Annotated in this window: 29 protein-coding genes and 1 pseudogene; 9 read left to right on the top strand and 21 right to left on the bottom strand. The window is 58.2% G+C overall.

The annotated features are described in order from the left end of the window. Window positions 1-1,867: 1,867 nt before the first annotated feature. Complete coding sequence (locus IGX34_RS19225) at window positions 1,868-2,251, top strand: helix-turn-helix domain-containing protein (RefSeq protein WP_225737616.1); 384 nt, start codon at window positions 1,868-1,870, stop codon at window positions 2,249-2,251. Between the two features lie 357 nt (window positions 2,252-2,608). Here IGX34_RS19225 and IGX34_RS19220 read toward each other — a convergent pair whose 3' ends face one another. The 10 genes from IGX34_RS19220 to IGX34_RS19175 all read right to left on the bottom strand — a co-directional run bounded on the left by IGX34_RS19220 (window position 2,609) and on the right by IGX34_RS19175 (window position 9,384). After that, on the bottom strand, window positions 2,609-3,202 hold the full coding sequence (locus IGX34_RS19220; protein ID WP_192557366.1) for a hypothetical protein: 594 nt from the start codon (window positions 3,200-3,202) through the stop codon (window positions 2,609-2,611). 153 nt (window positions 3,203-3,355) lie between these two features. Further along, window positions 3,356-4,195: a hypothetical protein gene (locus IGX34_RS19215; protein ID WP_192557365.1), complete on the bottom strand. Its 840-nt coding sequence runs from the start codon at window positions 4,193-4,195 to the stop codon at window positions 3,356-3,358. Window positions 4,196-4,275: 80 nt separating this feature from the next. Beyond that, on the bottom strand, window positions 4,276-5,055 hold the full coding sequence (locus tag IGX34_RS19210; protein WP_192557364.1) for a hypothetical protein: 780 nt from the start codon (window positions 5,053-5,055) through the stop codon (window positions 4,276-4,278). Between the two features lie 163 nt (window positions 5,056-5,218). Further along, window positions 5,219-5,431 carry a hypothetical protein gene (locus IGX34_RS19205; protein ID WP_192557363.1) on the bottom strand — a complete coding sequence of 71 codons (213 nt, stop codon included), beginning with the start codon at window positions 5,429-5,431 and terminating at the stop codon, window positions 5,219-5,221. Between the two features lie 122 nt (window positions 5,432-5,553). Beyond that, a complete protein-coding gene (locus IGX34_RS19200; protein ID WP_192557362.1) occupies window positions 5,554-5,925 on the bottom strand; it encodes a YciI family protein in 372 nt (123 codons plus the stop codon). Between the two features lie 117 nt (window positions 5,926-6,042). Then, the gene (locus tag IGX34_RS19195; protein ID WP_192557361.1) at window positions 6,043-7,122 is read right to left on the bottom strand and encodes an alpha/beta hydrolase; all 1,080 of its coding nucleotides are present in this window, start codon (window positions 7,120-7,122) and stop codon (window positions 6,043-6,045) included. Between the two features lie 192 nt (window positions 7,123-7,314). Further along, the gene (locus IGX34_RS19190; RefSeq protein WP_192557360.1) at window positions 7,315-7,656 is read right to left on the bottom strand and encodes a hypothetical protein; all 342 of its coding nucleotides are present in this window, start codon (window positions 7,654-7,656) and stop codon (window positions 7,315-7,317) included. 176 nt (window positions 7,657-7,832) lie between these two features. Further along, window positions 7,833-8,408: a hypothetical protein gene (locus IGX34_RS19185; protein WP_192557359.1), complete on the bottom strand. Its 576-nt coding sequence runs from the start codon at window positions 8,406-8,408 to the stop codon at window positions 7,833-7,835. Window positions 8,409-8,538: 130 nt separating this feature from the next. Then, window positions 8,539-8,853 (bottom strand): DUF1161 domain-containing protein, encoded by a 315-nt coding sequence (locus tag IGX34_RS19180; RefSeq protein ID WP_225737615.1) that lies wholly within the window; start codon window positions 8,851-8,853, stop codon window positions 8,539-8,541. A gap of 288 nt (window positions 8,854-9,141) precedes the next feature. After that, window positions 9,142-9,384 carry a hypothetical protein gene (locus IGX34_RS19175; RefSeq protein WP_192557357.1) on the bottom strand — a complete coding sequence of 81 codons (243 nt, stop codon included), beginning with the start codon at window positions 9,382-9,384 and terminating at the stop codon, window positions 9,142-9,144. Between the two features lie 596 nt (window positions 9,385-9,980). Here IGX34_RS19175 and IGX34_RS19170 point away from each other — a divergent pair. After that, a complete protein-coding gene (locus tag IGX34_RS19170; protein ID WP_192557356.1) occupies window positions 9,981-10,565 on the top strand; it encodes a DUF4124 domain-containing protein in 585 nt (194 codons plus the stop codon). Window positions 10,566-10,713: 148 nt separating this feature from the next. Here the strand turns inward: IGX34_RS19170 and IGX34_RS19165 are convergent, their stop codons facing one another. The 4 genes from IGX34_RS19165 to IGX34_RS19150 all read right to left on the bottom strand — a co-directional run bounded on the left by IGX34_RS19165 (window position 10,714) and on the right by IGX34_RS19150 (window position 13,462). After that, complete coding sequence (locus IGX34_RS19165) at window positions 10,714-11,127, bottom strand: VOC family protein (RefSeq protein WP_192557355.1); 414 nt, start codon at window positions 11,125-11,127, stop codon at window positions 10,714-10,716. 165 nt (window positions 11,128-11,292) lie between these two features. Beyond that, entirely contained in the window at window positions 11,293-11,859 is a 567-nt protein-coding gene (locus tag IGX34_RS19160) for a RebB family R body protein (RefSeq protein WP_192557354.1), read from the bottom strand. Between the two features lie 458 nt (window positions 11,860-12,317). After that, window positions 12,318-12,962 (bottom strand): glutathione S-transferase family protein, encoded by a 645-nt coding sequence (locus tag IGX34_RS19155; RefSeq protein ID WP_192557353.1) that lies wholly within the window; start codon window positions 12,960-12,962, stop codon window positions 12,318-12,320. Between the two features lie 125 nt (window positions 12,963-13,087). Next, the gene (locus tag IGX34_RS19150; RefSeq protein ID WP_192557352.1) at window positions 13,088-13,462 is read right to left on the bottom strand and encodes a bleomycin resistance protein; all 375 of its coding nucleotides are present in this window, start codon (window positions 13,460-13,462) and stop codon (window positions 13,088-13,090) included. Between the two features lie 285 nt (window positions 13,463-13,747). Between IGX34_RS19150 and IGX34_RS19145 the strand changes: the two genes are divergently transcribed. Then, window positions 13,748-14,206, top strand: coding sequence for a hypothetical protein (locus IGX34_RS19145; RefSeq protein ID WP_192557351.1), 459 nt, complete (start codon window positions 13,748-13,750; stop codon window positions 14,204-14,206). 52 nt (window positions 14,207-14,258) lie between these two features. On the opposite strand, the gene IGX34_RS19140 is transcribed toward IGX34_RS19145, so the two are convergent. Both IGX34_RS19140 and IGX34_RS19135 read right to left on the bottom strand, forming a co-directional pair. Beyond that, on the bottom strand, window positions 14,259-15,848 hold the full coding sequence (locus IGX34_RS19140) for an MASE1 domain-containing protein (protein WP_192557350.1): 1,590 nt from the start codon (window positions 15,846-15,848) through the stop codon (window positions 14,259-14,261). Window positions 15,849-16,140: 292 nt separating this feature from the next. Further along, window positions 16,141-16,566, bottom strand: a complete 426-nt coding sequence (locus IGX34_RS19135) for a hypothetical protein (protein WP_192557349.1) — start codon at window positions 16,564-16,566, stop codon at window positions 16,141-16,143. A gap of 487 nt (window positions 16,567-17,053) precedes the next feature. On the opposite strand from IGX34_RS19135, the gene IGX34_RS19130 reads away from it, so the two are divergent. Further along, entirely contained in the window at window positions 17,054-17,785 is a 732-nt protein-coding gene (locus tag IGX34_RS19130; RefSeq protein WP_192557348.1) for a hypothetical protein, read from the top strand. A gap of 25 nt (window positions 17,786-17,810) precedes the next feature. On the opposite strand, the gene IGX34_RS19125 is transcribed toward IGX34_RS19130, so the two are convergent. Together IGX34_RS19125 and IGX34_RS19120 are read right to left on the bottom strand one after the other, a co-directional pair. Next, window positions 17,811-18,794, bottom strand: a complete 984-nt coding sequence (locus tag IGX34_RS19125) for an aldo/keto reductase (RefSeq protein WP_225737626.1) — start codon at window positions 18,792-18,794, stop codon at window positions 17,811-17,813. Window positions 18,795-18,884: 90 nt separating this feature from the next. Next, window positions 18,885-19,196: a DUF3761 domain-containing protein gene (locus IGX34_RS19120; protein ID WP_225737614.1), complete on the bottom strand. Its 312-nt coding sequence runs from the start codon at window positions 19,194-19,196 to the stop codon at window positions 18,885-18,887. 161 nt (window positions 19,197-19,357) lie between these two features. Here IGX34_RS19120 and IGX34_RS19115 point away from each other — a divergent pair, with 161 nt between their 5' ends. Beyond that, on the top strand, window positions 19,358-20,890 hold the full coding sequence (locus IGX34_RS19115) for a GGDEF domain-containing protein (protein WP_192557346.1): 1,533 nt from the start codon (window positions 19,358-19,360) through the stop codon (window positions 20,888-20,890). Between the two features lie 12 nt (window positions 20,891-20,902). On the opposite strand, the gene IGX34_RS19110 is transcribed toward IGX34_RS19115, so the two are convergent. Further along, complete coding sequence (locus IGX34_RS19110) at window positions 20,903-21,250, bottom strand: hypothetical protein (protein WP_192557345.1); 348 nt, start codon at window positions 21,248-21,250, stop codon at window positions 20,903-20,905. 423 nt (window positions 21,251-21,673) lie between these two features. Here IGX34_RS19110 and IGX34_RS19105 point away from each other — a divergent pair, with 423 nt between their 5' ends. After that, window positions 21,674-21,928, top strand: coding sequence for a GlsB/YeaQ/YmgE family stress response membrane protein (locus IGX34_RS19105; protein WP_192557344.1), 255 nt, complete (start codon window positions 21,674-21,676; stop codon window positions 21,926-21,928). Between the two features lie 338 nt (window positions 21,929-22,266). On the opposite strand, the gene IGX34_RS19100 is transcribed toward IGX34_RS19105, so the two are convergent. Next, complete coding sequence (locus IGX34_RS19100) at window positions 22,267-23,139, bottom strand: LysR substrate-binding domain-containing protein (protein WP_192557343.1); 873 nt, start codon at window positions 23,137-23,139, stop codon at window positions 22,267-22,269. A 124-nt stretch (window positions 23,140-23,263) separates the two neighbouring features. Between IGX34_RS19100 and IGX34_RS19095 the strand changes: the two genes are divergently transcribed. From IGX34_RS19095 to IGX34_RS19085, 3 genes and pseudogenes are all read left to right on the top strand, one after another. Then, a complete protein-coding gene (locus IGX34_RS19095; RefSeq protein WP_192557342.1) occupies window positions 23,264-24,643 on the top strand; it encodes an NAD-dependent succinate-semialdehyde dehydrogenase in 1,380 nt (459 codons plus the stop codon). Between the two features lie 202 nt (window positions 24,644-24,845). Beyond that, window positions 24,846-25,064: pseudogene (locus IGX34_RS19090) on the top strand (Atu4866 domain-containing protein); the annotation flags it as partial. Between the two features lie 103 nt (window positions 25,065-25,167). Further along, window positions 25,168-25,752 (top strand): TMEM175 family protein, encoded by a 585-nt coding sequence (locus IGX34_RS19085; protein ID WP_225737613.1) that lies wholly within the window; start codon window positions 25,168-25,170, stop codon window positions 25,750-25,752. Between the two features lie 373 nt (window positions 25,753-26,125). Here the strand turns inward: IGX34_RS19085 and IGX34_RS19080 are convergent, their stop codons facing one another. After that, window positions 26,126-26,464 carry a hypothetical protein gene (locus IGX34_RS19080; protein ID WP_192557341.1) on the bottom strand — a complete coding sequence of 113 codons (339 nt, stop codon included), beginning with the start codon at window positions 26,462-26,464 and terminating at the stop codon, window positions 26,126-26,128. Window positions 26,465-26,624: the final 160 nt, after the last annotated feature.

Here is a 26,624-nt window from a genome sequence, read left to right as displayed (position 1 = left end):
GGATTGTGAGCAGCCAGCCAGTTGACCACCACCGCATTGCCGAGTAACTGGGTTAGATATCCGCGCATTCGCTCACATAACCATCACAAATCAGGCGGCGGGAAAGTGACTATTTGCATAGAGGCCACGGAAAGACGGCGCATACACTAGTAAAGCCTGCATTGTGTGGGCAGTGCACAGAAGGTGCGCGTTATCTAGCAAAAAGGAAGAGAGCTATGAAAGCAATCATCGGATTGTTTGCTGCATCGGCTTGCGCGGTAGGGATGTTCGGCTATACCCCTTCCGTCTTTGCTCAGTCGTCAGGAATCAGCCTCCACTGTGGCGGAGGGATCTGCACGGTTTCCGACCTTCCCGTAGGCACGGCCCACTGGGACTGGTCAGCGTCATCATCGGCCGCCGTCTCCTCGCCGACCAATTGTAGCGACCAGAACCAGTGCCAATTCGAATGCCCAGGCGCGACCGGGCATCCCTCCGTACTCGTTACAGTGACTGCGCTGGGTGGTAGCGACCAAGTTCTCGGCACTGCCTCGGTCTACGGGACGTGTTCAACAAGCAACAATCCTCCGGAATAAATCGCAGACGATGAAAAAGGGCTGAGCAGGCACTTAGCTGCGCAGCCCTTCCCCGGACGCAGCAACACAACGCACATCAATGCGCCCGCTTCGTGTGCTACATCGACGCTGATCACAATTTACGGCAAGCTAATTTCGGAACATTCGGTGCATCCCCAGTAATGCACCGAAGCCTAAGCCGGTGTTCGCTCGCCCGAACCCTAGCATCACCCAACGCGATCAGTTGGTTACGATTTGGAATGGAACCGGGCAGGTTGCTACTTGCGGGTAGTAACCGACGCCAGGGCAGTAGTAGTAGACGTTCCCAGACGGTGGTGGTGCCGCGGTGTCTTCCTCTTCAACGGGTTGCCCTTGGTCCACGGGCTCCTCGTAGTAGACGTCGGAAACATAAGCCGGATAGGGGTAGATCGGTTGGTCGTAGAAATACCAAGCACCGCCCGCAAACCACCACCATCCCAACCGTCCGTCACGGTACTCGTGGCGCCACCCGCCGCCCCGCCACATAGCTTGGTCTGCGGGAGAGAAATGCGCGAAATCGCGACCTTCGAAGTGATGGAAATTGGCGGACCTGTGGACATACGCGCCAGGGGCCCCGGGATCATGCGGATAAGCCGCACCGGGTACTGGCCCGTGGCCATACTCTCCTGGTCGATATGGAGCGTGGCCAGGCTCCGGATGCGCCGGCGTGTGCTGCCGCTGATCTCCATGTTCGTGCTGGGGAGGCTGGTCCTGCGCCACGGAAGCGGTGAAGGGTGCAGCTGCCAAGATCGCGAAGCAAAGTAGTTTCCGCACAAAGTTTCTCAATGGCCTAGGACGGCTAGATCATTGCTTGCGGATGGCTAGCGCTGCCTGAATGCTGGCGGGTCCAACTTAAGCATCCGGCCAGTGCACCAGGGTGTGTATCGAGGTGCATACAAGAGAGGGTCATTGCGTTGTGTAGGAATCCGCCTATAAGAGAACGTGGTGGCGCCATATAGGTGAGCAGCTGCAGATTCCGGCAATGGCTGACCATCATTCCGGTAACTCCTGACCAGCTCGCTGATGCTGACCAGAGCACTAAGTTGCGGAATCCGATCACCCTCTGCACTCCGTCACTTTGATCCGCTGGAGCTCACCAGCCAAAAGCCGGCCAATGGCAGTCCTTCAAGGGGGACGCCGATCGGGCATGCTCCTGGTGCGGCCCAACAGCGGGTAGTCGTGCTCGTGTCATACCCATGCCGGGCTACTGTCGTCACGATGGGCAGTCGCAGGGAGGATGATGGCGAGGTCTGGACATCTGTCGCCGAGGAGCCCCAATGCACATCAACAGCATCCGACTTCGAGAGCTGCGCGCCGCCCGCCAGTGGTCGCAGGAACAATTGGCCAAGCTCAGTGGCCTGAACCTGCGGACCATCCAGCGCCTCGAATCAGGCGCAAAGGTCTCGACGGAGTCCCTGCGGGCACTGGCCGCCGTCTTCGAGGTATCGGCCGAGAGCCTGCTGATGGGCGAGTCGACTCCCAGCCAGCCAATCAAGGCCATGCGCGAGGGCGTTCTGCGTGGCCTGGAGTTCACCGGAATTACCACTCGCGCGGATTTCTGGTGGTTCGCACTCGCCGTGGTCATGGTGCTGGCCTTCGCTCAATCGCTGCATCAGCGTTGCCCAGTTCCAGTTCACACTGACCCAATCGGAGATGGATAAAGGGATTGCCTAATCCGCCCGGACAATTGAGAGCAAAAGTGACGGCGTCCCTCCCACTCTTGAATTTTCCAGATAAGAAGCAAGCATCGCCAATTGCCGCCAGGAGCCACGTGCTCGCCTCCCAGGTCGCTTTGGGTTCGGGAATTAGTTTCCATGCTTCGTTGTACTTGCCTATTGCATTCAAGAACTCGCCACAGTCGGCAAGCATGTCACCCTCAGACGAAAGGGTAACAACTTCCTCATAAACCTTAGCTGGCATTTCCATTGTCGCCGCCCCCGTTGTGTGCTGCCCTCAAATCGACCAATTTTTAAACTTTTCGAACTATCCGCTTCGGGTCGAAAGCAGACATGGGACAGTCAAAGGTTAAAAACGATCTTTACATTAACGACCAAATGCAACCAACTCCAATAAAACATGAAAGTTGCGAACGAAATCAACCAAGCGAATGCCGGCATTCTCAGCTTGGAATGGAGGGCATGAAGCAATTGAGGCGAATCGGCCCCCATGACAAAAAGGCCGCCGTTAAGGAACGTGGGAATATTGATCAGATGCAGATCCCCGAGCAACACGACTAGGCCAAGCACCAAAACGATCACCCGCACGAATTGCTTTTTATCGTCGCCCTCCGGCAGCGCTTGCTCGCGCTTGACTGCTTTGTCGATGGCAACTTTAACAACCTTGGAAAAGGGTGATAGGAAAGCGAAAAAAACGATTGGGTAGATCACCACCAGCAGCCACTGCATGGTCATCACGAACGCCGTGGAATCAGCTGCATCTGGAAGCCGCGCCGCCTCCCTTACGCCAGCTATGTGCTGTGAGCCAAACGCAGATATTTTCGACAAAATCACGCTTGTTCCGGCGCGATCATAGGCCATGCTCGACAAGAAGCTGGCCGCAAGCATGAAGAACATGGCGAAGTAAGCGGGCCTTAAATCCAACTTTCCCAACATCGCAAGCTTTCTAGCAACTCGCGTATCCCCCAAATTCGATCGTCTCATCGCGCATCCCCCATGATGCTTCCTCCCTGCCATTTTTCTGTTTGGTCCGCCTTGGGTAGGAAGCGGACATCGCTCGGCTCATCTGGGCATTAGTCGCACAATCCGTTAATAATCCTTCCAAATTGAATTTTCACTAAGCGGAGAGGGCTGCGCAGGAGCGGCGGCTCTTGTTGCCGCACCTTTGCGGTAACGGCGTTCCTGTAGAAACCACATCAGTAAGCCGTATCCGGCGCCAGCTGTCGACCAAAGCATCGCGTTCTGCAGCACGGATAGCTTCGGATGCGGTACTAGATAAGTCATGACGCAAAACATGGGCATACCCCATGCCAGAACACCCGCCATCAGTACATATCGAAATAACCCCTTTTTGCGGACATTTCCCCAACGCGCAAACTCCTTTTCATGCCTTGATCCTTCCGCCTGCTGAGATCGGTTGGTCCAAGGACGATCCCATATAACACTGCGCAAAAGTCCAACCCCGCAACATATCCAGATTACGGCTAGCAGACAACTCATAACGACACTTGAGTATGCGTCGGCGATGTCGCTTCGAAGGCCGCCAGGGCGACCACTTATGAAGGGTCTATTGATTCTTGGATCTTTAACAAGGTATTTCACCGCAAGAGTAGTTTTGCCGTTTTGAATCGCGCTCCAGTCAGCCTGACTCACCTCGGACCACAAGTTTGTTCGTCCAAATTCATCCTCGCGACTATAGGTGTGCGAGCCGACATCAAAGACATATTGAACTTCAAAGCTCCTCAATATCCGCGTCTGCCGCACATCGGCCTGGACAATTGTTACCTGTCCGGAGTCTTCTAGCGCCCTTGCGTTTTGAACCGTTCTTATCGAGATAGGAAACAACAACAGGACGCAGGAAGCGCATACCCATATGAGTATGCCCACCCAACGCTTACGGATACCCACCAGAACCTGTCGAAAGCTCATGCGTGAATGGCCTCTATGTGTGCACATGGGTCCGTTCCGTGTCGAAAGCGGACATCAGGCTTCGGATCGAAAGCTGCCATCTAACGTCCAACTGCTGGAGGCTCGCGTATAGCCGTCACATCCTGGGTGGTGGTTGCAATCGCAAATGCGGGTGATTTAACGTCAAAGCTTTGGAATTGCCACTCGCCGTCGCGTTGAACCAGTCGAACGGTAAAATAAACTTCGCCATGCTCCATCGTTGCCTCTGCAATATATGAAGCCGTGACAACTTTACCTTTGGCGGCATCCAGAAATACGTTTGCACCACCACGCGATCCTTCGTATTTCTTGAGAGCTCCCAATTTCGCAAGAGTCAAAAAAAAGGCCTGGAACTCTCGTGGCTTGGATTCCGCAGACTGCTTAAGTTCTACGGATGCACGATTGAGCAAATTATCCTTCGACCAAGTCGCCGCAATCAGAGGAATCGATGTATCCACAAAAGCCTTGCTGGATGCATTGAGCCCAGATCTAGCGTGGCCTAGATAGCCGAATATCCCGCACGCAACGACAATAATTGCAAGAAATACAACGCCAAGAACTGATAGAAACCTTCTCACCAAGATCCCCTTACTCAAAGGTCCGCTTCGGGTCGGAAGCAGACTTAACCCAGCTTGCTGGCAATTTAACCCTGTGGCAACGCCATCGCCTTGCCCGTGCTGGCACTGAATCGGGTCCCGCGCAGCAGAATCTACAGCTTGCCGCTCAGCACAGCAGGCCGGGCACTCCGCAGGGCGGTCGAAATTGAATTCGATGCCATCGATGGACTTGATCCGCTGGGCGATCTGGCGCCCATGCTTCGCACACGGTACTTCCAGGTCCACCTGCTGGATATCGACGTTTATACGAGGCTCCCGAGCGATTCGGGTAGCTCTTCCTCGAGCGAGCTCTCGTAATGGGACTGAGCAAAGCTACAAAAAACGGGCCGGAGGTAGTTAAAAACGATTAGCCACCGCCTGCCTGCCCCCCGGCAGCCACTCCAGTGATTCAAGCCTCCGAATCATCATCAGGCTCACTATCGATCTCTCGAAGAGAGTCCTCGATGCGTTTGCGGGCCTCTTTCTCCCACGTCGCCTCCTCTGCACCAGAAGTTTCCAACTGCAGGGGTTCGAGCAGCTCAATGCGCCCCTTCCGGCTATCGGTATTCATGTCGTACTCGTGAACAAATGCGATGCCCATGTATTCGCCGTGAACTTCCACTGGTTCCTCCTTTGGCTAGCCTTCGACGCAGAAGCGTACATCACCGCGACGGCTCGCGAAGCCTTGAAAGTATTGTCGGAGGCAGGAGCTGCAAAGCATGCTTGAGGTAGCCCTCCAAGCCATCATCGGGCCAAGTAAAAATCCAAAGGGATAAGCTCAACGACCCATCCGCCTTCCTCGCCCAACATGGCGGCTGGGTGCATGGACGCGATGCGCAACGCCTCGTCGCGGCTGTCGGCTTCGATGATGAACAAGCCACCCACTACTTCCTTCGACTCGGTGTAGGGTCCATCGCTGACATTTGTCTTGCCGCTGCGCGGACGAAGCGTCCTCCAGGTTTCCAGATCGCCAAGCGACGCGGAAACCAGAACCTTGCCGGTAGCGCGCATCTTCTCGTCCAATGCCGGGCATTGGCTCACCAACTGCTTGACGTCGTCCGGCGCCATAGCGGCGAACTGTTCGGGGGTGAAGTAGGCCAGGCCGAGATATTTCATGGGAGATCCTTTGGACGGTGATGCATTGGCGACGAAGCCGATGGTCGGAAATCGACAATGCTCCTGGAGAGTTTGTGGTGGTTCCCCCGCCAGCCCGTCTGCCTTGGGCAGCGGATATCAGTTTATGTGTGCCGCCATACGCTTCCTGGCCTCGCCGACCACTTCCGTTACCACCCGTACGACCACGTCCGGATGAGAATTCTGGATGTATTCCGAGCTACTGCTTACGAGTACCTGCCTGCCTTGCGACGAGTGTGAGGCCAGGGCAGCCTGATTCGCCAACATGGCTTTGCCAACCTTGATTCTTTCGGCAAGTGGAAGTGCCCCCAGTTCGCCTGTCCCACTCAGCACAACGAATGGTTTGTCGCCAAAATCAAAATGAAGGTCCTGGAAAGCTAATTCGGCCTCAGACAAGCCGCCATCCGGCGCAGGACCGGTATCCAGGTCCTCCGTGAGCATGGCCTCCTGCTCGGAGGGCCGTGCCAGCTGTGCATTCAGCAATCGATGAAGCGCGGGATCGGCATTCGGCGGATCGTCCATACATTTTGGGTATCGTGTGGGATAGCGCGCCAATTCGCCGCCTTGCGCCAACGTTAAACAGAGACGCGCCTGCTTGATGTCGTCTTGATCGCTCTTGCGCCAGTTATCTAGCCAAGGTTGATCAAGCACCTTGGTTGCCGCCAAATCCAAGCCTGGGCTATCGGGATCGATCAAAACCAGGCCTGCCACGTCGTGTGGATGGTCGGCCGCATAAAAAGCGGCATACAAGCCGCCGTCGGAATGGCCAACCAAAATGACCGGCAACGGTATGGCCGCCTTTTCGATCAGTGCGTGCAGATCGTCGACTACGTGGGGCGCAGTCGCCGGCGCGTTGGAAGGGTCGCTGAAACCCATCCCGGCTCTGTCATAACTGCAGACGCGCGTGACAGCAGCCAACCTTCCCTGCACACGTCGAAAGCTCAAACTGTCGTCGCCAGCTCCTGCCTCGAAGATGACCGCGGGCGAACCCTTTCCCATGCAAAATAGATTCAGCCGACGGCCGTCCGGCAATGCAATCAAGGCCTGAGCATGCTCGTAGGCTGCGGAAGGTATGTCACCTAACAACACCCTGGATTTTTCAGCGTTGACGTCAGAGGCAATGAGCAGCAACGCAAGCCCTAGATATACACAGACGGCACGCCAGTCGAATCGCTGCATAACTGAATAATTGTCCAAGTTCGCGTCTTACGACGGATATTCTCTACGGGATTCGAGCCGCCGTCTCGATTCGAAAAGCTCACCCATAACCAGGCGAGCCTACTCCAGCATCCGGCCTTCGACCAAAGGTGCTCTCGCACTCATCGCTTCAAACCAACGGTCACTCGGGTAGGTAAAAAGCAAATAGGCACCCTAGAAAGTAATAAAAAGCGTACCCCAAGCAACTACTACACATAGCGGGGAAACAGGCCACCACGTCTCTGACATGGTAAACATGGCCCCGATGCTGAGTGGCACCTTCATAATTAAATAAGTAGCGCGCGCCCAACTCTTGCCGCGCGCGACGAGGCGCAGAAAAAACCATGACAAGAGGATCGATATCGCCAGCTCGAGCACAACCCATGTCAACCTTTCCTGCATGCGAAAGACCAACGCATTTATCAAGCTGTTGGCCGCACTGACACCAATCGCGATCCAGAGCGCAGCGATACCCTGGCGCACTTCAATCGGCCTTTCCGGCTTACTGGCGCTCACCACAATCCACCGCGCACACCGACGCAACAGTTTGCCGGCAAAAACTCGCGCTTGGTGGTGCCTCTACACCTGTCCATAGACAACCCCATCTAGAGAACCTTCAACGACCCGCTGCCATCATGGCCTGGACATCACTTTAGTACGAAGGCGCATGCCCACTGAATCAACAGGGACCATCACTTGTTGATCTGATCCAAATGAGCCTTGTCTTCCTCCAAGGTGGGAAGACCTATCTCCCTTCTTTGCGCCTCAGTAATCACGTCCGGCTCCGTGGGATAAAGCTCCCACTTTCCCGTCGTTTTGGACCGCACGTATTGCGTTCCATACCATTGAGGCTTGCCGGCACGCGTCATGACGCGATCCCAGGCGTCGGCCGCCAGAACCCGGGCATCCCGGTTGGCCGGATCGATTCTCGCTGCCACCGTGGCAAGGGCCAGCGCCAGCTGTGCATCCTGCATGGTGTCGCCATGCTGAAAAATCAGCGCTGCATCGAAGTAATCCTCGGCGGTGCGAACTTCGCCCGAATTAAGCAGCTGAGTGACCTGTTCGCGGCGGGCAGCATCGCGCTTCCCCACCACGCTCCAATCGATTTTGTTGGTACCAGCCTCGCGGTCCGCCTGGTCAGCTGCGGCAAGGCGCGCCAGCGTGTGATCGGAGGATGCTGCGGCAGCCACCTGGAACGCTTGAAGAAGGACAACCCCGAATGCAATTTTCAGTATTGCTGATGCTTTCGCACAATCGAATCGATGCATATATGACTTCCATGGTCTGAGGTTTCGGCCAGATCGGCTTTGGTTCGGAGGGCGGACATGGCGCATGCCCGCGACGGGCGGAATGTTTCAAACCCCGCCCGTTCTTGCAAACCTGCGCAAGCTCCAGCGATCAGCCGCCGGTTTGGCCAGATCGAGTGGGTGCCGGAGGCGGCACCTGCGAGCCGTTATCCGGCGATGCGCTACCTTGCGTTGCCGATTCCTTCGACGCGCCGTTTGAATCGCCATCCGCCTTGGCTTGTCCGCGTGAGTACACGATGGCTTTATTGCCTTCGCATTGCCCCACCACCTTGCCGCCGCTCTTATCAGCCTGATCGGCGTCCACCACATCCAGACTGTAATGGCTCACGCCATTGGCTTTGATCTTTGCGTCGATGCTGGATTTCACGGCATCGCAAGAGGCATGCACGACCAGCGGCGACGCCATCAGCGTCAGGGCTGCGATAAATATATGCGACTTCATAGTTCCTCCCTGTTGGTTTTTAAACAGCGATATCGACTCCCAAAGCCCGCAAGAGCCCGGGAATTACCTGCCACGCGATATTGCCGTAAAAGTTTTACCCCAGATAGACATAGACGATCGATTCCGATCGTATTTCATATCCCCAGCCATACAAACAGAAAGCCCCGAACCATGGCCCGGGGCTTTTTTGATCAAGTCAGTTAAGTGAATTCATTCAATGGCCATAACGGGCCACCTCGAACTCAGCTACGCCTAATCCAACTTGCTGTCATTGCTCTTGGCTGCCGGCGCGGCATCTAGCGTTACGCCCAGTGACGTTCTTCCGGTGCAATACGACTTGTAGTCCTTGCAGTCTGTGAGGTTGCCTGCCTGGCATCCGGCCTCCCACGTTGCGCAGCTTTGAGGATCTGCTTCGGCATGCACTGCAGGTGCCTGCACAAAAGCGCCAATACCCAGAAGCAACGCGGTCGCTACGGCCGTAGAAAAGATCTTCATGAGAATCCCTCCTGTGTGGTCCATTACCACTGGGCGGTTCTAGTACTTGAACAGGTAGGGGACAATTGGACCTACGTGAAAATGTGATGTCGCGCATACATTGCGCATGACCATGCGGAGAGGGCAAAACATCTTACGAACTGCAACAGTTCGGGTGATTCTGCCGGCCCCTGTCGACCGGGGCGGTCCGCCATAGCTCGTCCCGCGTCCCCATCCGGGGCTTTGGAGCTTTTGTAGGAATTCGCCTACAGCACAAAGCGAAAGCGCCCGATACCCCTACCCCCGGCGTTTACGGAGAATACGCCCATGCCCCGTGAGTCCAGCCGACGTATCGGCTGGTGGCACGGATGTCAGGGTGACAGGGAGGTCGCTATCAGACGAGCGGGGCAGCACCAATCACAGGATGTGTCGAAAGCCCCGGCCCTGCCGGGGCTTTTCGTTTCCGGGGCCAGGAACATCATGGGCGGGGCCCCTTCTCCGTGCCGCCCCTTCTTCGCTCCTAAGTAGGTGACTGCCTTGGCCAGGGCGCACTGGCCCCGCCCCGGCCACGGTTGGCTTGCTAGACTGGTCGCCATTGCACGTAATGGGAAACGCGCATGCATGCCAGATGGGGGATTCTTGGTCTTTTGCTTTTGATGGCCTCAACGGCCAGCGGCACGGATATCTACAAGTGCACAGGCCAGAACGGAGCCGTTTCCTATGCGGATACGCCCTGCCCCAGCCAGCAAGCCACTTTGCTGCACAAGGAGACGGCGATCGAGGCCGCCCAGGCGAAGCAGGGGCATATCGCCAACACCCTCTACGCAATGGTCGATAGCGGCCACCTGGATGAAGCCAGGTCCTTCGCTGCCGCAAACGGCGTCTCCGACCTCTTCCAGCAACGCGTCCAGACCAACATCCGGCAAGAACAGGAACAGCGCCAGCAGGAAGTGATCAACGATGCCCAGACCCGGCGCGCGAACGAAGCGGCAAACCAGGCCCGCCATCAGCAAGCGATGCAGGAATACCAGGCGAAACTGGTTCAGGCGGACGCCGAGCAGGAAAAGTTTCGCAAGGAGCACTGGAGTGAGTTGAAGCAGCAGAACCCGGACAAGGTACTGTGGGGCATGGCTGCGAGCTTCAATCAGGCCAGGGGCCAGTGGTGCACGGTCGGCCAGGATGGCTCCACCGTGTGCCATTGAACAAAGCCATGACCTTCTGAAGGCCGAAGACGCTGTCCACCGGCATTGATGCTCTTGATCGAAAAACCTCGGCTGCCAGCTCCATGCCCCTTGCGGACAACGCGGACGTGGAATCGCCAGCCGACATTCCTCAGGCGAATCGATAAATCTACGGGGCTGCCTGGGCTACATTGATTTCCCACGGCGTTCCAAAACGATCCGTCACCACGCCAAAACCGGATGACCAGAACGTCTCGCCAAACGGCAAGTGCACCTCACCTTGTTCCGCCAGCGCTTCGAATACTGCCGCAGCCTTATCCCGGTCATCGAACGTCAAAGTGACGAAGAAACCTTGTGGCTTGGTATAGCCGTGAGGAAAAGCATCGGCTCCAGTCAGCTCGATATCGCCCAGCGCGAGTGTGGCGTGAATGATCCGCCCGTGCCATTGCCCATCGACCTGTGAAGCCATCGGCGACTCGCCGTAGGTCAACATGGTCATGATCTGGCCACCCAATATTTTCTGGTAGGCGAGAAACGCCGCTTTGCACTGGCCGTCAAAAGTAAGATGCGGACTCACGCGCATACAGATTTGCTCCTGTAATCGCTTTCGATGCGCGGCCTTTGTGGAAGGAGCGGATAACGGGCAGCGATCCGGCCGGCATTAGCAAATGCTGAGCTCATCAGGCTGCAGCAATTTGCCAAAATCGTTCGTTTTATATGCCGGCCGGGAGCTGCCTCCAAGGCTGCGCTAGAGCTCCTTGATCAGCCCCAGAATCTTCTCATACTGCTCCAGCTGATCGGGCGACTTGATCATTTGTATCAACACGGCCGTCATCGCCGACTGCTTCACCACAGCCATCTCCGTATCTAGAGACACCTTTTGAAAATCCCACAAAGCGCGGGCTGCGGTGCTCATTATCTCCCCCACCGCGTGGGACCACGATTGGGCACCATCGAATTCAAGTTTATTCGCCGATCCAAGCACCTGCTCGATGCTGCCAGCCATGGCACTGGACGCGGCCGTTGTCACCGGCGACGGCTGCACGGCAAAAGCCTTATCCGCATCCATCGCTTCTGCTCTGCTCGCGGTTTGTATCGTGAACAGCAACATCACTGCCTGGGTGGTGGCTGCTTGCAACACGATGTTGCTTTGCTGCTGGCCATTGACCGCATTCTCCACGGCAATACCCAAGGCATGTGCCGTGGCCTGATAGAGATTGCCCAAGGCGGTGCCAGGCGCATCGTTCGGGAGTCGGATACCGGCGTCCGTCTCGGCATCGGTAATTGGACTGTTGGCAAGGGGTGACGTGGCCATGCGAGTTCCTTCAGAGTAGAGGTTCACCTGATGACGCTTTGATAGTCTGCGCAGCAGGCCAAGGTGTCCGTGGTTGTATAAGCCTCAATGCCTACAGTGCTGCATCAACCGTCAAAAACGTTTGCGGCAGGATCATCTCGCTACGGAGCAAGCTTCTCGTTGACTTGTGACGCCCGCGCCCGGTCAAAGCTGGCGGCTTCATATCGCCAAGAAAGCCTTTGCCCGACTGAATGACAGGCCCCGGGACCCTTATTGGCCTGCCATCGATCCGATAGCCACATTAATGGTTTTGCCATATGCCAGCCATCAGCAAAATGCTGATCTTTTTTGCACGGGGCGCCACCATGAGGCTCCATGCCGCCTAAATGCCACGCAACAACTTTTTATGCCCCGTGCGGCACTTGCTGGAACGCGACTGGATAATTTCCGCATCGGCTCAGGCCATGCACCAGGAACGATCATTGGGTAGGCGTTTTCGCGAGCCATGCCTTCCTGGATGGGCATGCATCCATGGCGCGCATGTAGCCTTCGCGCGCCTGCATGCGGGCCATATAGGACTGCTCTGCTTCACCGAGCGTGACGCCTGCGCCTTTCTGGGCCAGTTCCAAGGCATAAGTCACCGAAATATCAGCGGCCGTAAACACCTCGCCGGCAAGATACGGCGTTCGCGCGAGCTGCCGCGTCACCAGCGTCAACCGGCTTTCGAAGACGCTCAATGCCTGGCCTGCACTCCAGTTCTTCGCTTCGGACTTCGGCGCAAAGTTGCGTGCACCGACGACGAAGTAGATGGATGCAGCAAGACCGGCCTCACCCAGGTGGAGAAACTGCTGATAGGCCGGGAAGCTGGCATCGTGCGGATCCGGCGCGAGCGGCGTCGGCCCATGGCGCGCCATCAGATATTCCATGATCGCAATCGACTCAACCATCGTCACTTCGCCGTCTTGAATCGCGGGAATGAAACCGGCGGGATTGATGGCGAGGAATTCGGTGTCGTTCTCGACGCCGTCCAGGAGATTCACCGGCCGCAGGCGATAGGCAAGCCCCATCTCCTCCAGCAGCCAGATCACCCGGAAGCCTCTTCCTTCACCGTAGACGGTAATCATCGCTCGAACTCCTTGGTTGATTCGGCCTTAACGACCTTGCCTTGGAAAGACGAACGAACATGGAGCAAATCGACATCGTTGAGGTAACTCGCGCTGGCTCAAAAGCGGACGCGCAACCGCGTTGCTCAGAGCTGCCGGCGTTGCTGGAACACAAGCGTATTGCCGCTTGGGTCGTCGATATATACCTCCCGCGTGCCCCAGCTTTGATCCAACGGCGCTTCGTGCACAGGTGATCCGGCGCGCGAGGGCAACGCAAGACCTTTCGCCTTGAACGAAGCAAATAACGCATCCACGTCGTCGCAAAGCACCACCGCCGAGCCGTGCCCATGGCGACCATGCTCCGCAGCAAGAGCCAGGTGCAGTTCGTCCTCGCCGCGCACAAGACCGGCATAGATGGAACGCTGCTCAGGCCACGCGAATGCAACCCGAAAATCCAGTACGCCGGTGTAGAAGCCGATCGCTTCCGTCACGTCCCGCACACTCAAAATCGGAATCAGCATACGTATCTCCCGCAATTGAGCGGATTTAGCCGCTTTGGTTCCGGAGCGGAAGCTAGCATCACGGCTGCCATCCTTTGTTGCCACGCAAAAAAGGCCGGCTTGAAGCGCTAGAACCGCACCTGCTTCCATGGTGACTGTATACGCCAATATCTTCACGCAGCCGTCACGGAGCCCCTGCCGTGCTGAATCTCGGCAATGCACTCACCAATTTTTAGCGAGCCGCAATGCTAGATTGCTCGCTTATTCGGAGCGGGCATCCACCATCTATGAAAAGGGGATTTTGATATGAAGATGTCACGCGCAGTGCTGGCAGTGGGTCTTGTGCTTGGTCTTTCCGGAGCTGCGTGGGCGGGTACGCCCGCCGCCGGCCTGGGCCAGGCATGGCCGAACACGACCGACCTCAGCCGTTCTCCGCACTATCACGTCTATTCGTTTACGCAAGGAGGCGTGCGCTATATCCAGGTGAATGCCCTGGATGGAACCGTGCTGGGCGCGGTGGGCACCGTCGGCGGTGAATTCATCGTGCTGCCGATGGGCAATGCGGCCCGGGTCGCCACCCCGCAGCAACCGGCTGCCGGTAGCGACGCGGCAACGCCGGCCGCTGCACCCACGCCGGTTTACCGCGACAGCAGCACCACCATCACCGCCACGCCGATGTCCGATGGCTCGACCCAACTGCAAGCGACACCGGCCGTTACCACGGACGTGTGCGATGCCGTCACCTGCAGCACGCATGGCGCCTGAGTAATACGGACCGTAGAAGCAGGAAGGCCCGGCATCTGCCGGGCCTTCTGTTTTACGGATCCAGCATCAGGCAACTGATGCTTCGGCCGTCAGGCCGCTCGCGCATGCGAACCCTGCCCTCGAAGCTGGCGGCCCGGTCCCGCAATGCCTTCATGCCCAGGCCGCTGCTGGATCGCGTGAGGCGCGGCGTCAGCTCATCCCAGCGCACTTCGCCCGCATCCAGCGCCTGCCCACGGGAAAACCGGACCTGGGTGGCTACCACCAGGCGATCGGCCATGCGCCGGCTGCGCACGCGCACGCGCACCGCACTGACATCCTCGCGGCTGCACCCTTCGGCGACGGATTCGCAAATGGTCCGGTAGATGACCAAATGCAGCATGGCCGACAACTCGCTGACCGGCCCGTGCAGGTCGCACTCGTAGCGCACGCCGGCCTCTCTGAGCGTCCGCGCCATCGGCCCTTCGCGCAGGGCTGCTGGCAAGCCGCGCTCGCGCCAAGAAAGCGGATGGAGGCTGTCTGCCAGCCGCAGAATTTGATCCTGCGCTGACGATGCCACCCGCCGATAGCTCACGTCATCCACTGCAGGCTGCAAATGGCGCAGGCGGCCCAGCATGACGGCGTAGCCGCCGCGCACGCTTTCCCGGATCTGATCCAGCGCATAGGACGTGGCCCGCATCTGCAGCTCGCCCATATGGAAATTGCTGCGGGCAAGTTCGAGCGCCAGGCGCAGGTCGGCCTGTTCTTTCTCCGAACGCTGACTGAGCACGCCAATGCGGGCGCCTACCAGCAACATCGTGCTGATGGCGAAGGCCACGATCACTTCGGCTTGCAAGGTGCCGTGGTCGAATTTCTCCGGCATCAACACCACTACCGCCAGGCTGCCGAGGGTGCCGCCGATGGCCGCACCCTGCCAGCCGTGGCGCAAAGCCAGCCACACCACCGGAAGGAACATGCAAACCTGGGCGATACCGCGTACATGCGGCAACGTGAAACCAATCCACAGCAACACCGCCAGCATCGGCATCGTCAGGCAGGCGCTTTCGAAAACGATGCGGTTTTCGCCGGCCTGCTGCCACCATCCCTTCCATCCATGCTGTTTCCAGACCTGGTGCATGGCCAAGGCAAGCGGCACCAGCGTCAGGATGCCGAGGAAGTTGCCCAGCAGCCACTCAGAGGCCAGCTGGTCGTAATGCAGTGTCGGATAGTTCGCCGGCAGCGTGGCAGTGGACACCATCAGCATGTTGTAACCGGTGCAGACCGCCGCCACACCGAGCGCGACTACCAGCAGCACCCCGACGTGGACATGGCCGGTACGCCCCACCAATGGACCGCGCTGCCGGGCGGCATACACGATGGGGGCGCTGAATGCGGTGGCAGGCAGCAGATTGAGCAAGCTCCACACCGGCCCCAGTTGCGCCCAGCACGCGATGGTCATCGGCACCAGCGCGAATTCTTCGCCGACCATCAGCGCCGGCCAATAGCGATACGGCACCAGCGTCAGCGCCAGTACGCGCATGCCTGTCATCAGCACGTAGTGAGGGATGACAAGTTGGCGAAACAGCCAGAGGCCTGCCGCATAAGCCAAGGCGACGGCAATGTGCTTCCATCCGTTCTTCGCCCATGCCCTCGCAAGTTCCTGCATCGTCTTCCAGCTCCCCAAGTGGATTCATGACGCTTGGAATAAATGCGGTGACAATCCGGGTTCGGCCGTGAAACGCAAGTGAAGTTCGCAAGCTCCTTTCCCTATCAACGTTTTACCGTGGCAGGCCAGGGCAATACGGCCGGATCTTGCGCAAGAACGCGCCCATCGAGCAGCAGTCCCTCGGCACTGTCATGAGACAACCTGTCCCGTCAGGCCAGCCTAGGCCGCCAAGGACAAGCCATCCATGAGAGAGCTAGGGAAGAGCGATGTTATCGCGCGGAAAATTTTCGCTTCAGGGCATCGCCACGATGGCGACATCGGGACGTCCTTTGCGTATCGCCGCACTGATCTGCTCATTGCTTGCCGCTGCGGTAGCGAGCACGGTCAGCATTTCGCGCTGTCCCTGACTATTAAGTACCGCCACCTGCAATGAGCGCCTGGACGCTGCCGGATGACGAACCAGCGCGCGGCTATAGCGGCTGAGACATTGTGCAAACCCCACATCGTCGACATCGCAATACGCCATGTGCTGCGCCTGGCCGGAGGCTGCATCCATGCGCGCTTCGCACTGATCGGCATCGCTGGCGGAGGCCAGGCATACGGAAGTGATTTCTTCTTCCGCTTCGGCAGAACGTGCCGGCGCTGCGGTAGACGGTGCAGGCAGCGGCAGGCGGGACGGCGCCACCACGGTGGGATAAATCGAGCCAGCTATATGCAATGCATCCCGCTGGCTCCCGGCGACGGGCACATCCGCTTGAGAAGACGACTGCGCCATTGCCCAAGCGGGCCACATCAAAACAAGCGCCATGCCACGCCACCTGTAAATACTCATATGCGCACCGTCCAGGTCCGAGCTATGAGATTGGCCGGCTTGCATCATGGATCAACAGCAGATGCTCAATCAGTATCAAGCATCACAAAATCCACGCGATCACAGGACACGAAAGAACGCTTCGACCATCCGCCAAAGCAATCGCATACACATTACTCACGGCGCAGTAACAAATGCCGCAAGTGAGCGTGCAGCCTGCAAGAGATGGCGCTGGCAGTAACGTTCCTGGGTGGCGGCATTCAATAGCGTGGCCACTCCGAGCTATGCGGCATCACCGCCCCGCCCCATGCGCCCCCAGGCTGCGATTGAAGGCGACCATCAATCGGCGTAACGTCCGCCCGACCCGAAACCAGGGCTTCCAGGGTTACTTGCGATGAAAACGGCCGCAGATCCGATGCAGGAGCGCAGCAATCGATCGTCCGCTGACGGAGTTTCCCAGGCAAAAGCCGGCCAGGAATCCCGCCTCCCCTTTCCGGACAACCGGGACCAGGCTGCCGTTCAGTTGAAAATGCAGGCGCTTGCAAACCAGAGCGCGCAGGCAGAACGGTTGACTCAGTTGCAGGCAAAGGCCGATTCGTACGGCTCGAGTCATCTCGATAACGGCGCAGTCATACAAGCGCTAACTATCGGGTATACCGCAAACGATCTCGGACACCCCATTGCGCCCGTACCCTTTGCCCACGAAGTCATTCAACACATTGTCTATCAGCGGGCAAGCATACCCGCCGCGGTGAAGGCCGCGGTCGACCACTTCGGAGATGGTCCCGCCGCCGGAACCTACAAGCACTTCGTCGGGCACATGGTGATTGCGAACAACCTGATTAACCGATGCCTCAATCAATCAAGAACGAATATTGTTGCCGATCTATCGAATATCCTGACAAACATAAACGTCAATATCGCCGGACTCCAGCCGCTCAATAACGTCGTCGCCTTCAACACCTGGCTAGACGAAGCGTTTGTCGCCATTTGCGATTGGCCCGAGAATATCTTCCGCGGCCCCTCTGACGACGGAGAGCCGGATTCCCCCACCCATCCCTCCGCCGATCTGATAGACAGATTGTTCGTTGCGCACAACACCCTGCTGACTGAGCATTTGGCCTGAATACTCGCCAGGGCGCCGACCGCCGTCAGCGATCCACCAGCGCCATCATTTTGTCGCCATAGCGGAGTCCGGCAATCTTGCCCGGCGCCAGGGCCTGGTCCAATGCCTTGATTTGCGCATCGTCGAGTGCGATCGAGGCCGCCGCAATGTTTTCTTCCAGATACGTGCGGCGCTTGGTGCCGGGAATCGGCACGATGTCCTGCCCCTGGTGAAGAATCCATGCCAGTGCGATCTGCCCGGGCTTGGCATGCAGGTCCGCGGCGATATCGCGCACCACTTGCGCGGCCTGCATATTGGCATCGTAGTTTTCGCCCTGATAGCGCGGATCGTGGCGGCGAAAATCGGTGGCCGGATAATCCTCTGCCCGCTTGACCTCGCCCGCGAGAAATCCGCGCCCCAGCGGCGAGAACGACACCAGGCCGATACCGAGTTCGCGCAGCGCAGGAATGATCTCCTGCTCCAGATTGCGCTCCCACAGTGAATACTCGCTCTGCAGCGCCGACACGGGATGCACGGCATGGGCGCGGCGAAGCGTATCGATACCTGCTTCGGACAAGCCGAAGAAGCGCACCTTGCCTTGTTGCACCAAGTCGCCGACGGTGCCGGCGACATCCTCGATCGGCACCTGGCGATCGACGCGGTGCTGATAGAGCAGATCGAGGTGGTCGGTGCGCAGGCGCTTCAACGACGCATCCACTACCTCGCGGATATGTTCCGGGCGGCTATCCGTGCCCACGTTCTTGCCGTTCTCGATCTTGAAACCGAACTTGCTGGCGAGCACCACCTGATCGCGCTTGCCTTGTAGCGCACGTCCCAGCAGCTCCTCATTGGCAAACGGCCCGTAGACCTCCGCAGTATCGAGAAAGAAACAGCCGAGCTCGATCGCACGATGCACCGTGGCGATGGATTCGGCTTCGTCGGCCGGTCCGTAAGACTGGCTCATGCCCATGCAGCCCAGGCCCACGGTTGACACTTCCAGGCCCTGGCGACCGAGCTTGCGCTTCTGCAATGACATGGCGGCGTTAACCTCAAGATGCTGGCGAGACTGGCCAGCATACCCCGGTCATTGCGAACTCTATGGCAAACCCGGGTAGAAGCCTCAGCCGCCCAGCCAGCGCTGCACGCCGCCATGGTGCGAACAGGTACCGCTGTGATGCAGGCTGAAGCTGTAGCTGCCATCCCGGCACTGGGCCGAGGCGCCCGCCGGCACCGCGCCGGAAACCGTATGCGCCGGGGAATGGACGACTACGCCATCCCGGTTCACGTAGCTGCCCTGCTCGATCAGCTGGGTGGAGCCATTTGTGACGCTCGGCGTCGGTGCAGAAGGTGTGTACGGCTGCACCTGCTGCGCGGCCGCCATGCCGGAAAAACCCAGGAACAAGGCCAGATAAAGGCCTACCAAGCTGCGCATGCTTTCCCCCAGTGCCAATCAAGTCATGGAAAACCAGGCAAAAGGCTTGCCAGCCGCACATGAGAGCCGGAGGATGGGTACCGAAACGTTGCATGCATCGGGCCTGGCGTGGCCGAGCAGATCCAGCTGTGCACTCACTCAACTAGCCGCTGCCACGGGATATGAAGATCCAGAGCTGGGCACCGAAGGTCTACGTTCCCCTAGTGGCCGCGCATCTGGTCGTGCTCGTCGTGGAACCGGCCCGGGTGCTGTCGTGGAGCTATGCGCTGGTGCTGGCCACCCTGCTGTTCACGCTGTTTCTGTGCTGGCGGCGACTGCATTTCAGCGTGAAGCACAACCGTCCTGCCTGGGCGTGCCTGCTGCTGGCGCTGGTGGTGCAGACCGCAGCCTTTGTGCTGCTGCTGATCGATTCATTGAAGAATCCGCTGGGCACCCTGGTCGCCTTCGATCCCACTTTTTATTTCTGCCTCAACAGCCTGATCCTCACGCTGGCGGCAACGTATAGTCCGATCGGCCCGCTGCAGCGCTGGAGCGGCGCGATCGACGCCGCCCTGGCCTGTGTGATCGCCGTGCTGTTCTACCTGCTGCTGCGCAGGGTGATCGGCGAAAGCTCGACGGATCCGGCTGCCGCCCGCTTCATCATGTGGATGTTCGATGCGATGGCGCTGTTCGTCGCAAGCTTCGTCACGCTGCGTTTTATAATCACCAAGCGTGCGGACGAGCGGCGCTTTTATTTTGTGCTGCTGATGTTCTCCTGGGCGGAGATGATTTTTCCCGCCGTCCACAACCGCTTTATTTTATCCAGCGAATCCTATGTGCCGGAGATTTTCCTGGATCTGCCCTTTGTGGTGCTTGGCGTATTGCTGAGCTTCCGTCGCACCGTGTGGTTTCGCGGCTACCGCCCCAAGCCCAGGGTACGCGTGATCGCCGGCAGCATTACGCCCTTTATCCTGAGCGCGGCCTTGTGCCTGCTCGCACTGGGCTATCTGGGGCATAACGCGGTGGTGGCCATCGGCGCGCTGATTCTCGGCATGATCTCCTATGCCGTGCGTGTCGCGCTGGTGGTGGGGCACCATCTCGCGCTGGAAGACGAATTGCGCGGCATGCATCGCCACTTGCAGCAAACCGCCATTCACGACGATCTGACCGGCTTGATCAATCGCCGCGGCTTTTACCGGATACTCAAGCGCGACTGGGCCAGCGCCATGGCCACGCAGACAACGCTGACCATCGCCATGATGGATATCGACAACTTCAAGGCCTACAACGATACCTACGGCCACCTGGCCGGCAACGATTGCCTGGCGGCCGTAAGCGGCGCCCTGAAAAACGAAGCCGGCTTGTACCAGGGCGTAACCGTAGCCCGTTACGGTGGCGAAGAATTCGCGGTGCTGCTCAGCGGCTACGATCACGCTGCCGCCGAACATATTCTGCAGCGACTGCGGCTGAGCGTCGAAGCCCTGCAGATCCCGCACGGCCGCGGCACCAACCGGATGGTCACGGCCAGCGCGGGCATCGCTGCATCCGCCGAAGGGCACTACGTGAAGATCGAGCCCTTGCTGGATGCTGCCGATGCGGCGCTGTACGCGGCAAAACGTGCCGGGCGCAATTGCGTACGCTGGTTTGCAGCGGACATGGCCGCGCGCGAGCCGGGCAAACACAGCCTTGCCGATAGCCAGCGATCGCGTTCCTAGCCCACCATTCCCTCAGGCATTCGCCAGCAGCGCATTCGCCGCGTCGAGAATCGCCCTGGTATCCGCAATCCACTGCTCGACCAGCTGTTCGAGCTGATCGAGCAGTGCGTGCTGCTCGGGCGATACGCATTCGCCGCGCCAACGCGACAGCTGTTCGCGGCACATCTGGGCGTAGCGCGCCGTGTCCTGATACACCAGCCGCAGGCGCGCCAGTTCGATGTGGTTGATCAGCTCGGGCCGGTCCAGTGCCAGGCGCATGTTTTCCGCCTGGACACAGCTGGTTTCGGCAGCACGGCTGATCGCAAATTTGAACGCCGGCATCAATCGGATCGGACGCCAGCGCTGTTCCGGCTCGGTCATATCGTCGATGGCACCTTGGGGCTTCGGCGCCGGCAGAGGCGACGCACCCGATAACCCTCACTGCGGCGCCTAGCCTGCGCTTTCGGCCGCCATTGGTCCAGCCGGCGAACCCCGGGGCCGCCCCGATAGGCAGGCACGCAGTTTCGGAATCCTCTGATTCGCCGCCTCGATACCTGCGCACACACTATCGCCACTGGGCAGGGCTATGGCGTGGCGATATCCGTGCAACCAGTGCCCACAGGTTACGTGAGCCTGCGGTGATAACGCCTGGCGGCTGCAGGATTCCTCCTCCCCCTTGGGTCCGCCGCTACCGGGTATGTCCGTTGCAAGTGTGGGGTATGCCAGGCATGGCTTTCCAAGCAGTCATGCCTGGCCTTTTTTTGAGCGCAGTTTCCTTTCTTCCAATTTTGCGGAGCAACGTGCATGGCAACTCACGGCATCATCGCCTGGCTGATCATCGGCGCCGTCGCCGGCTGGCTGGCCGGTCAATTCGTCAAGGGCAGCGGCTTCGGCCTGCTGGTGGATATCCTGGTGGGTATCGTGGGCGCCTTCGTGGGCGGATGGCTGGCGGGCGTGCTGGGCATCAGCCTGGGCGCGGGCTGGATCGCCTCGATCATCACCGCCACGATCGGCGCGGTGATCCTGCTGTTCGTGGTGCGCATGTTCAAGCGCGCCTGAGCCACGAAAAAAACCTCCCGTGCATGCACGGGCGAGGCGTTCTTACTACTGCTTTCAGGTGATATCGTCCCCCTGTTCATCTGAGCAGGGGGATTTTTTATGCCTACGGAGCGAGGGGCGGCGCCCAGACGGCCTGTCGCGTTCGAGGGGCGTCAATTCAATTTTTGCCGCAATTTAGCCATCGCCGATGGTCAACGAAATGCGGGAAGCCATCGTGCTCTAAGCCTTGCATCCGTCCCTTAACTTAATGCTGATGCGCCAATTCCTTTACAATCTTTATGAGCTTCTCTTTTTCATAGTAGCTCGCAAGCAAATTTTGGTGAACATGATATAGCTCCCTATTTGGTGCGCGAAAGCGCGTTGCGAAGAGCGATCAGAGAGCGGCGTTGTCGGCGTGAGCTCTCAATAACCAAGTAATACGTTTCATTGCCGCGATCGACGCGTACGTCAAAGGGCGCGATCAATCGGCGGCTAGCGAGTTCTTGGCCAATGAGAACCTCCTGAGCGGCGACTATGCCAAGCCCGTCTTGTGCCGCCTCATAAGCCACTGCCGAACTTTCAAATATTCGTTGCCGCACCATTGCTGTCGCGTCAAAACCTGCCTGTGCACACCAGATGGACCAGTCATCAGGGCGCGCACTCACCACCAAAAGCGTCTGCTGAGCAAGCCAGACCGCGTCGACAGGTCGGCTCGGCTGCACCAATGAAGGCGCGCAAACAACCACGAGCACATTCGGGACCAGTGGCGTTGCTTCATAACCGGCCCATCGGCCGTTGCCGAGACGGACGGCGGCATCGCAATCGGCGCCTGGAGTCCATTCGGACGAGGTCGTCAAATGGACGTCTATACCAGGATGAGAAACTTGGAATTGGCTCAGTCGCGGTATCAACCATCGCGTAGCAAAGGTCGTGTGCGAGTGCACGCGAACAACTGTTCTGTTCTCGTGGTGTTGGAGCTTCGCAGTGGCCTTGCGGATGCCTTCAATGTGGGCATGGATGCGCTCGAAGTAAGCCGCGCCACTGGGCGATAAAGCCAGCCCTCGCCCTCGTCGTTCGAAGAGATTCGTCTCGAAGAATTCGTCGAGCAGCTTAAGCTGCCGGCTGATCGCGCCGGGCGTGACAAAAAGCTCTTCGGCGGCAGCGCCGACGGATCCCGTGCGTGCCACGGCTTCAAACGCTACCAGCGCATTAAGCGGTGGGAGGGGGCGCATGACAGTTTCCAAAAACTCAATAGTGGACTAAAAATAGTCGATTGTTCTGGCAGGGTCCAGTGACGAAACTTCATTCCACGCCACGAATCTCCCGCGGCGACGTCCAAAACCCGAGGATCCAACCATGATCAAGGTCTATAACCCGGCCGACGGCTCCCTTGTGGGCGAGGCCCCAGAAATGACTTTTTCCGAAGTCTCGGCCGCCATCGACCGCACCTGCGCGGCTTTTCCAGCCTGGTCACGCACCCTCGCCAAGGAGCGCGGAGCGAAACTTCGCCGCTGGTTTGAACTGGTGAGTGCGGACCGTCAGGCGTTCGCCGAACTGATGGTGAAAGAGAACGGAAAGTGCCTGTCCGATGCCATGGGTGAAGTGGCCTACGGTCTTGGCTTCGTCGAGTGGTACGCGGAAGAAGCCAAGCGCGTGTACGGCGACACTATTCCGACGCATGCCGCCAACGCAGCCGTGCTGGTGACCAAGGAGCCAATCGGCCCGACAGCATCGATCACGCCGTGGAATTTTCCTTTCATGATGATCACCCGCAAGGTGGCTACGGCGCTGGCCGCCGGCTGCACGATGATCATAAAACCGTCGGAAGAGACGCCGCTGACGGCTTACAAGCTGCTCGATTACGCCCGAGAAGCCGGTATTCCCGAAGGTGTGTTTGAGATGGTGACGGGTGATCCTAAATCGATTGGTGAAGCCTTTACGAGTGACCCGCGTATTCAAAAGATCTCGTTCACCGGCTCCACGGCTGTGGGGAAGCTTCTGGCCAGAAATTGCGCCGAAACACTGAAGAAAATGACCATGGAGCTCGGCGGCAATGCTCCCTTCATCGTCTTCGACGACGCGGACATCGACACTGCGCTGGCTGGCCTGGTGAGTGCCAAGCTGCGCAATTCGGGACAAGTATGCATATCGCCCAACCGCATCTATGTTCAGAACAGTATTTATGATGCCTTCGCGGAAAAGCTGAAGGTGGCCGTCGAGCGCATCCGCGTAGATCAGGGTTTTCAGGACGAGTTTGTAGTGGGGCCACTGATCAATCAGTCGGCGATCAATAAGGTTGATGCGCTTGTCGCCGATGCGGTGAGTCATGGTGCAACTGTACTTTCCGGTGGTGCGCTGGCGAGGCCAGACTCGCTCTTCTACAAGCCAACTATTCTGACCAATGTGCCTGACACCGCGCAGGTTTGTCAGACGGAGATCTTTGGTCCGGTATTTCCGTTGTATCGCTTCGATACAGAGGAAGAGGTCGTCGATCGCGCCAACAATACGGAATATGGTCTGGTTGCTTACGCATACACGCCTGATCTCGGGCGTTCATTCCGGATCTCGCGCAACATCAAGTCCGGCATGGTCATTCTCAACAGTGGTTCCGTGGGAACGGAATCGGTGCCCTTTGGTGGCGTAAAGCAATCAGGCTACGGCCGCGAAGGCAGCTACTACGGCATCCAGGAATACGTGAGCGTCAAGTACACGCTGATGGCGGGCTTGGATCGCTGAGGCTACACCCGTTTACCAGGCGCCGTTGTGCTTTAGTCGCGGCGGCGCCTCTTTTCTGGCTGCAATGCTATTCATCAAAGCCGTTTGTGCGCCCGCTGCAGCGCCTGATCAATCCAACATTCTGCGAATCAAACTATGGCCATCCATGGCCGCGAACTTGGAGAATTTTATGAGAATGGTAGGCAGACCTGTTATAGACCCTGTGGGCATGTGGGTGACGGAGGATGGTTACATTCGCCAAGAGCTGCTTGCGGACCACCGCTACGACGAGGCCCGCGGGAATCATAAACACGCCTATCAAGGACGATATGAAGTGACCGGTCATCATATTCACTACTGGGACGACACTGGTTTCGAGGCAGACGGCAACTTCGTCGACGGCGTTCTTCACCACATTGGCATGCGCTTTCATCGCACTTAAAACGGAGGCGAATCGTCGCGCCTGAATTAGTTTTTGTCACTAGTCACAGCGATGTACGACCTGGCAGTGCCATGCAAACCTCGTACCTCGAGGAGAGCTCGTCATGCAAATCACGCAATCAAACAATGATCGGATGTTGACGCTCTCGGATGCTGTGTTTGCCGTCTTGATTACCATCCTCGTCCTCGATATGAAGCCGCCGCACGGCGTTGGCGTCACCGATCTGTTGACTTTGTGGCCAACTTCGATCGCTTACGGGCTGAGCTATCTTTTTATAGCCACCGTGTGGGTCAATCATCATCACTTGCTTGCGTTTTTCCAACGTGGTTCGTCGTCACTTTTGTGGGCGAACCTGGGGCACCTTTTCTCGGTTTCGTTGCTACCCTTCACAACCGAGTGGATGGCGGAAAGTAGATTGTCCGCGTGGCCGGTCGCGATCTACGCAGCGGTCTTTGCTCTCGTCAACGCAACGTATCTCCTGTTGAGTCACGAGGTTTTCAACGTTAAAGAAGTAAACAGCTTGCTGGTCGCCGAACGTATTCGCATGCGCCGGCGTTCATCTATGACGCTGTGCGCCTTCGTGTTGGCGGGGATCATCGCGGTCTGGTATCCGATTGGGGGTCTTGTCGTCATTGTGACTTGCATGGCGATGTATCTGCGGCACAGCGACCCCATCGGCTTCGTGTGAAGCTGAATTCATGAATATGACCACTTCAGGAAAGCAGGCTTAGCTCAGTCACGAGCTGGCATCGGCGAAAAAGGGCGAGGTGGTTAGGAGCCGCTGACTACCTCGCCATCGGGCTTAATCGGGCAAGCAGAAGGGCCGCTCTTGGGCGATCCTTGGTTCGATTAATCAAAATAATGATTTTTAATCAATTACTTGCCTTTGGGGTATCAGCTACCAAATAGCGCGCTAAGGGCAAAAAACCCCAGGACAATCGCCTGGGGCTTCTTGATCATTTGCGGAGCACTTTCGGACCTTCCTAAGCGGCATCAACAACAAGTGAGAACGCCTCGCATGCACGGGAGGTTCGGGGTTTCGCTTCAGACCGAGCTTTGGATCAATGCTTCTGCCGGTAGATATTGCGGCTGTTGTGATTCTCGGAATGATTGAGGTTTTTCTGTTCCTGCTTGGTCAGGTGGCCATCGTGCTTGGCCTCGTCCACGCTTTCGCGGCGGGCGATATTGCTGTCGTGCTTTTCGTCGCGGGCGGCCTGGCCTTGCGTCATGGTGCCGTTCTTCAAACCGTTGTTGATGCGGTTCTGCTGGTTGTCCAGGCGGTTATTGACTTCGTTGACGCGCGGATGGCCCGGCACATCGGTTTGCGCCATCACCGGACTGGCGATCATCGCTGCACCGATGACCAGGCCGATAAGGCCGAACTTCGACTTTGCATTCATGGCAGTTCCTTGAATTAGCGGACGTTACGTTCTGGAATCTGCCGCCTCGCCGTTTGCTGGAGAAAGCGGCTTGCATGCGTCGAGCGGGGTCATCTGCTTTCGTCGCCGATGGTGTCTCCTCCAGCCTCCTGCTTCCATCGCGTGCCCCTCGCCTCCCGCA

This window comes from Dyella acidiphila (assembly GCF_014863405.1).
GTDB lineage: Bacteria > Pseudomonadota > Gammaproteobacteria > Xanthomonadales > Rhodanobacteraceae > Dyella_B > Dyella_B acidiphila.
The sequence above is the reverse complement of the archived record's forward strand: the minus strand, read 5'-3'. Positions and strand labels throughout refer to the sequence as shown.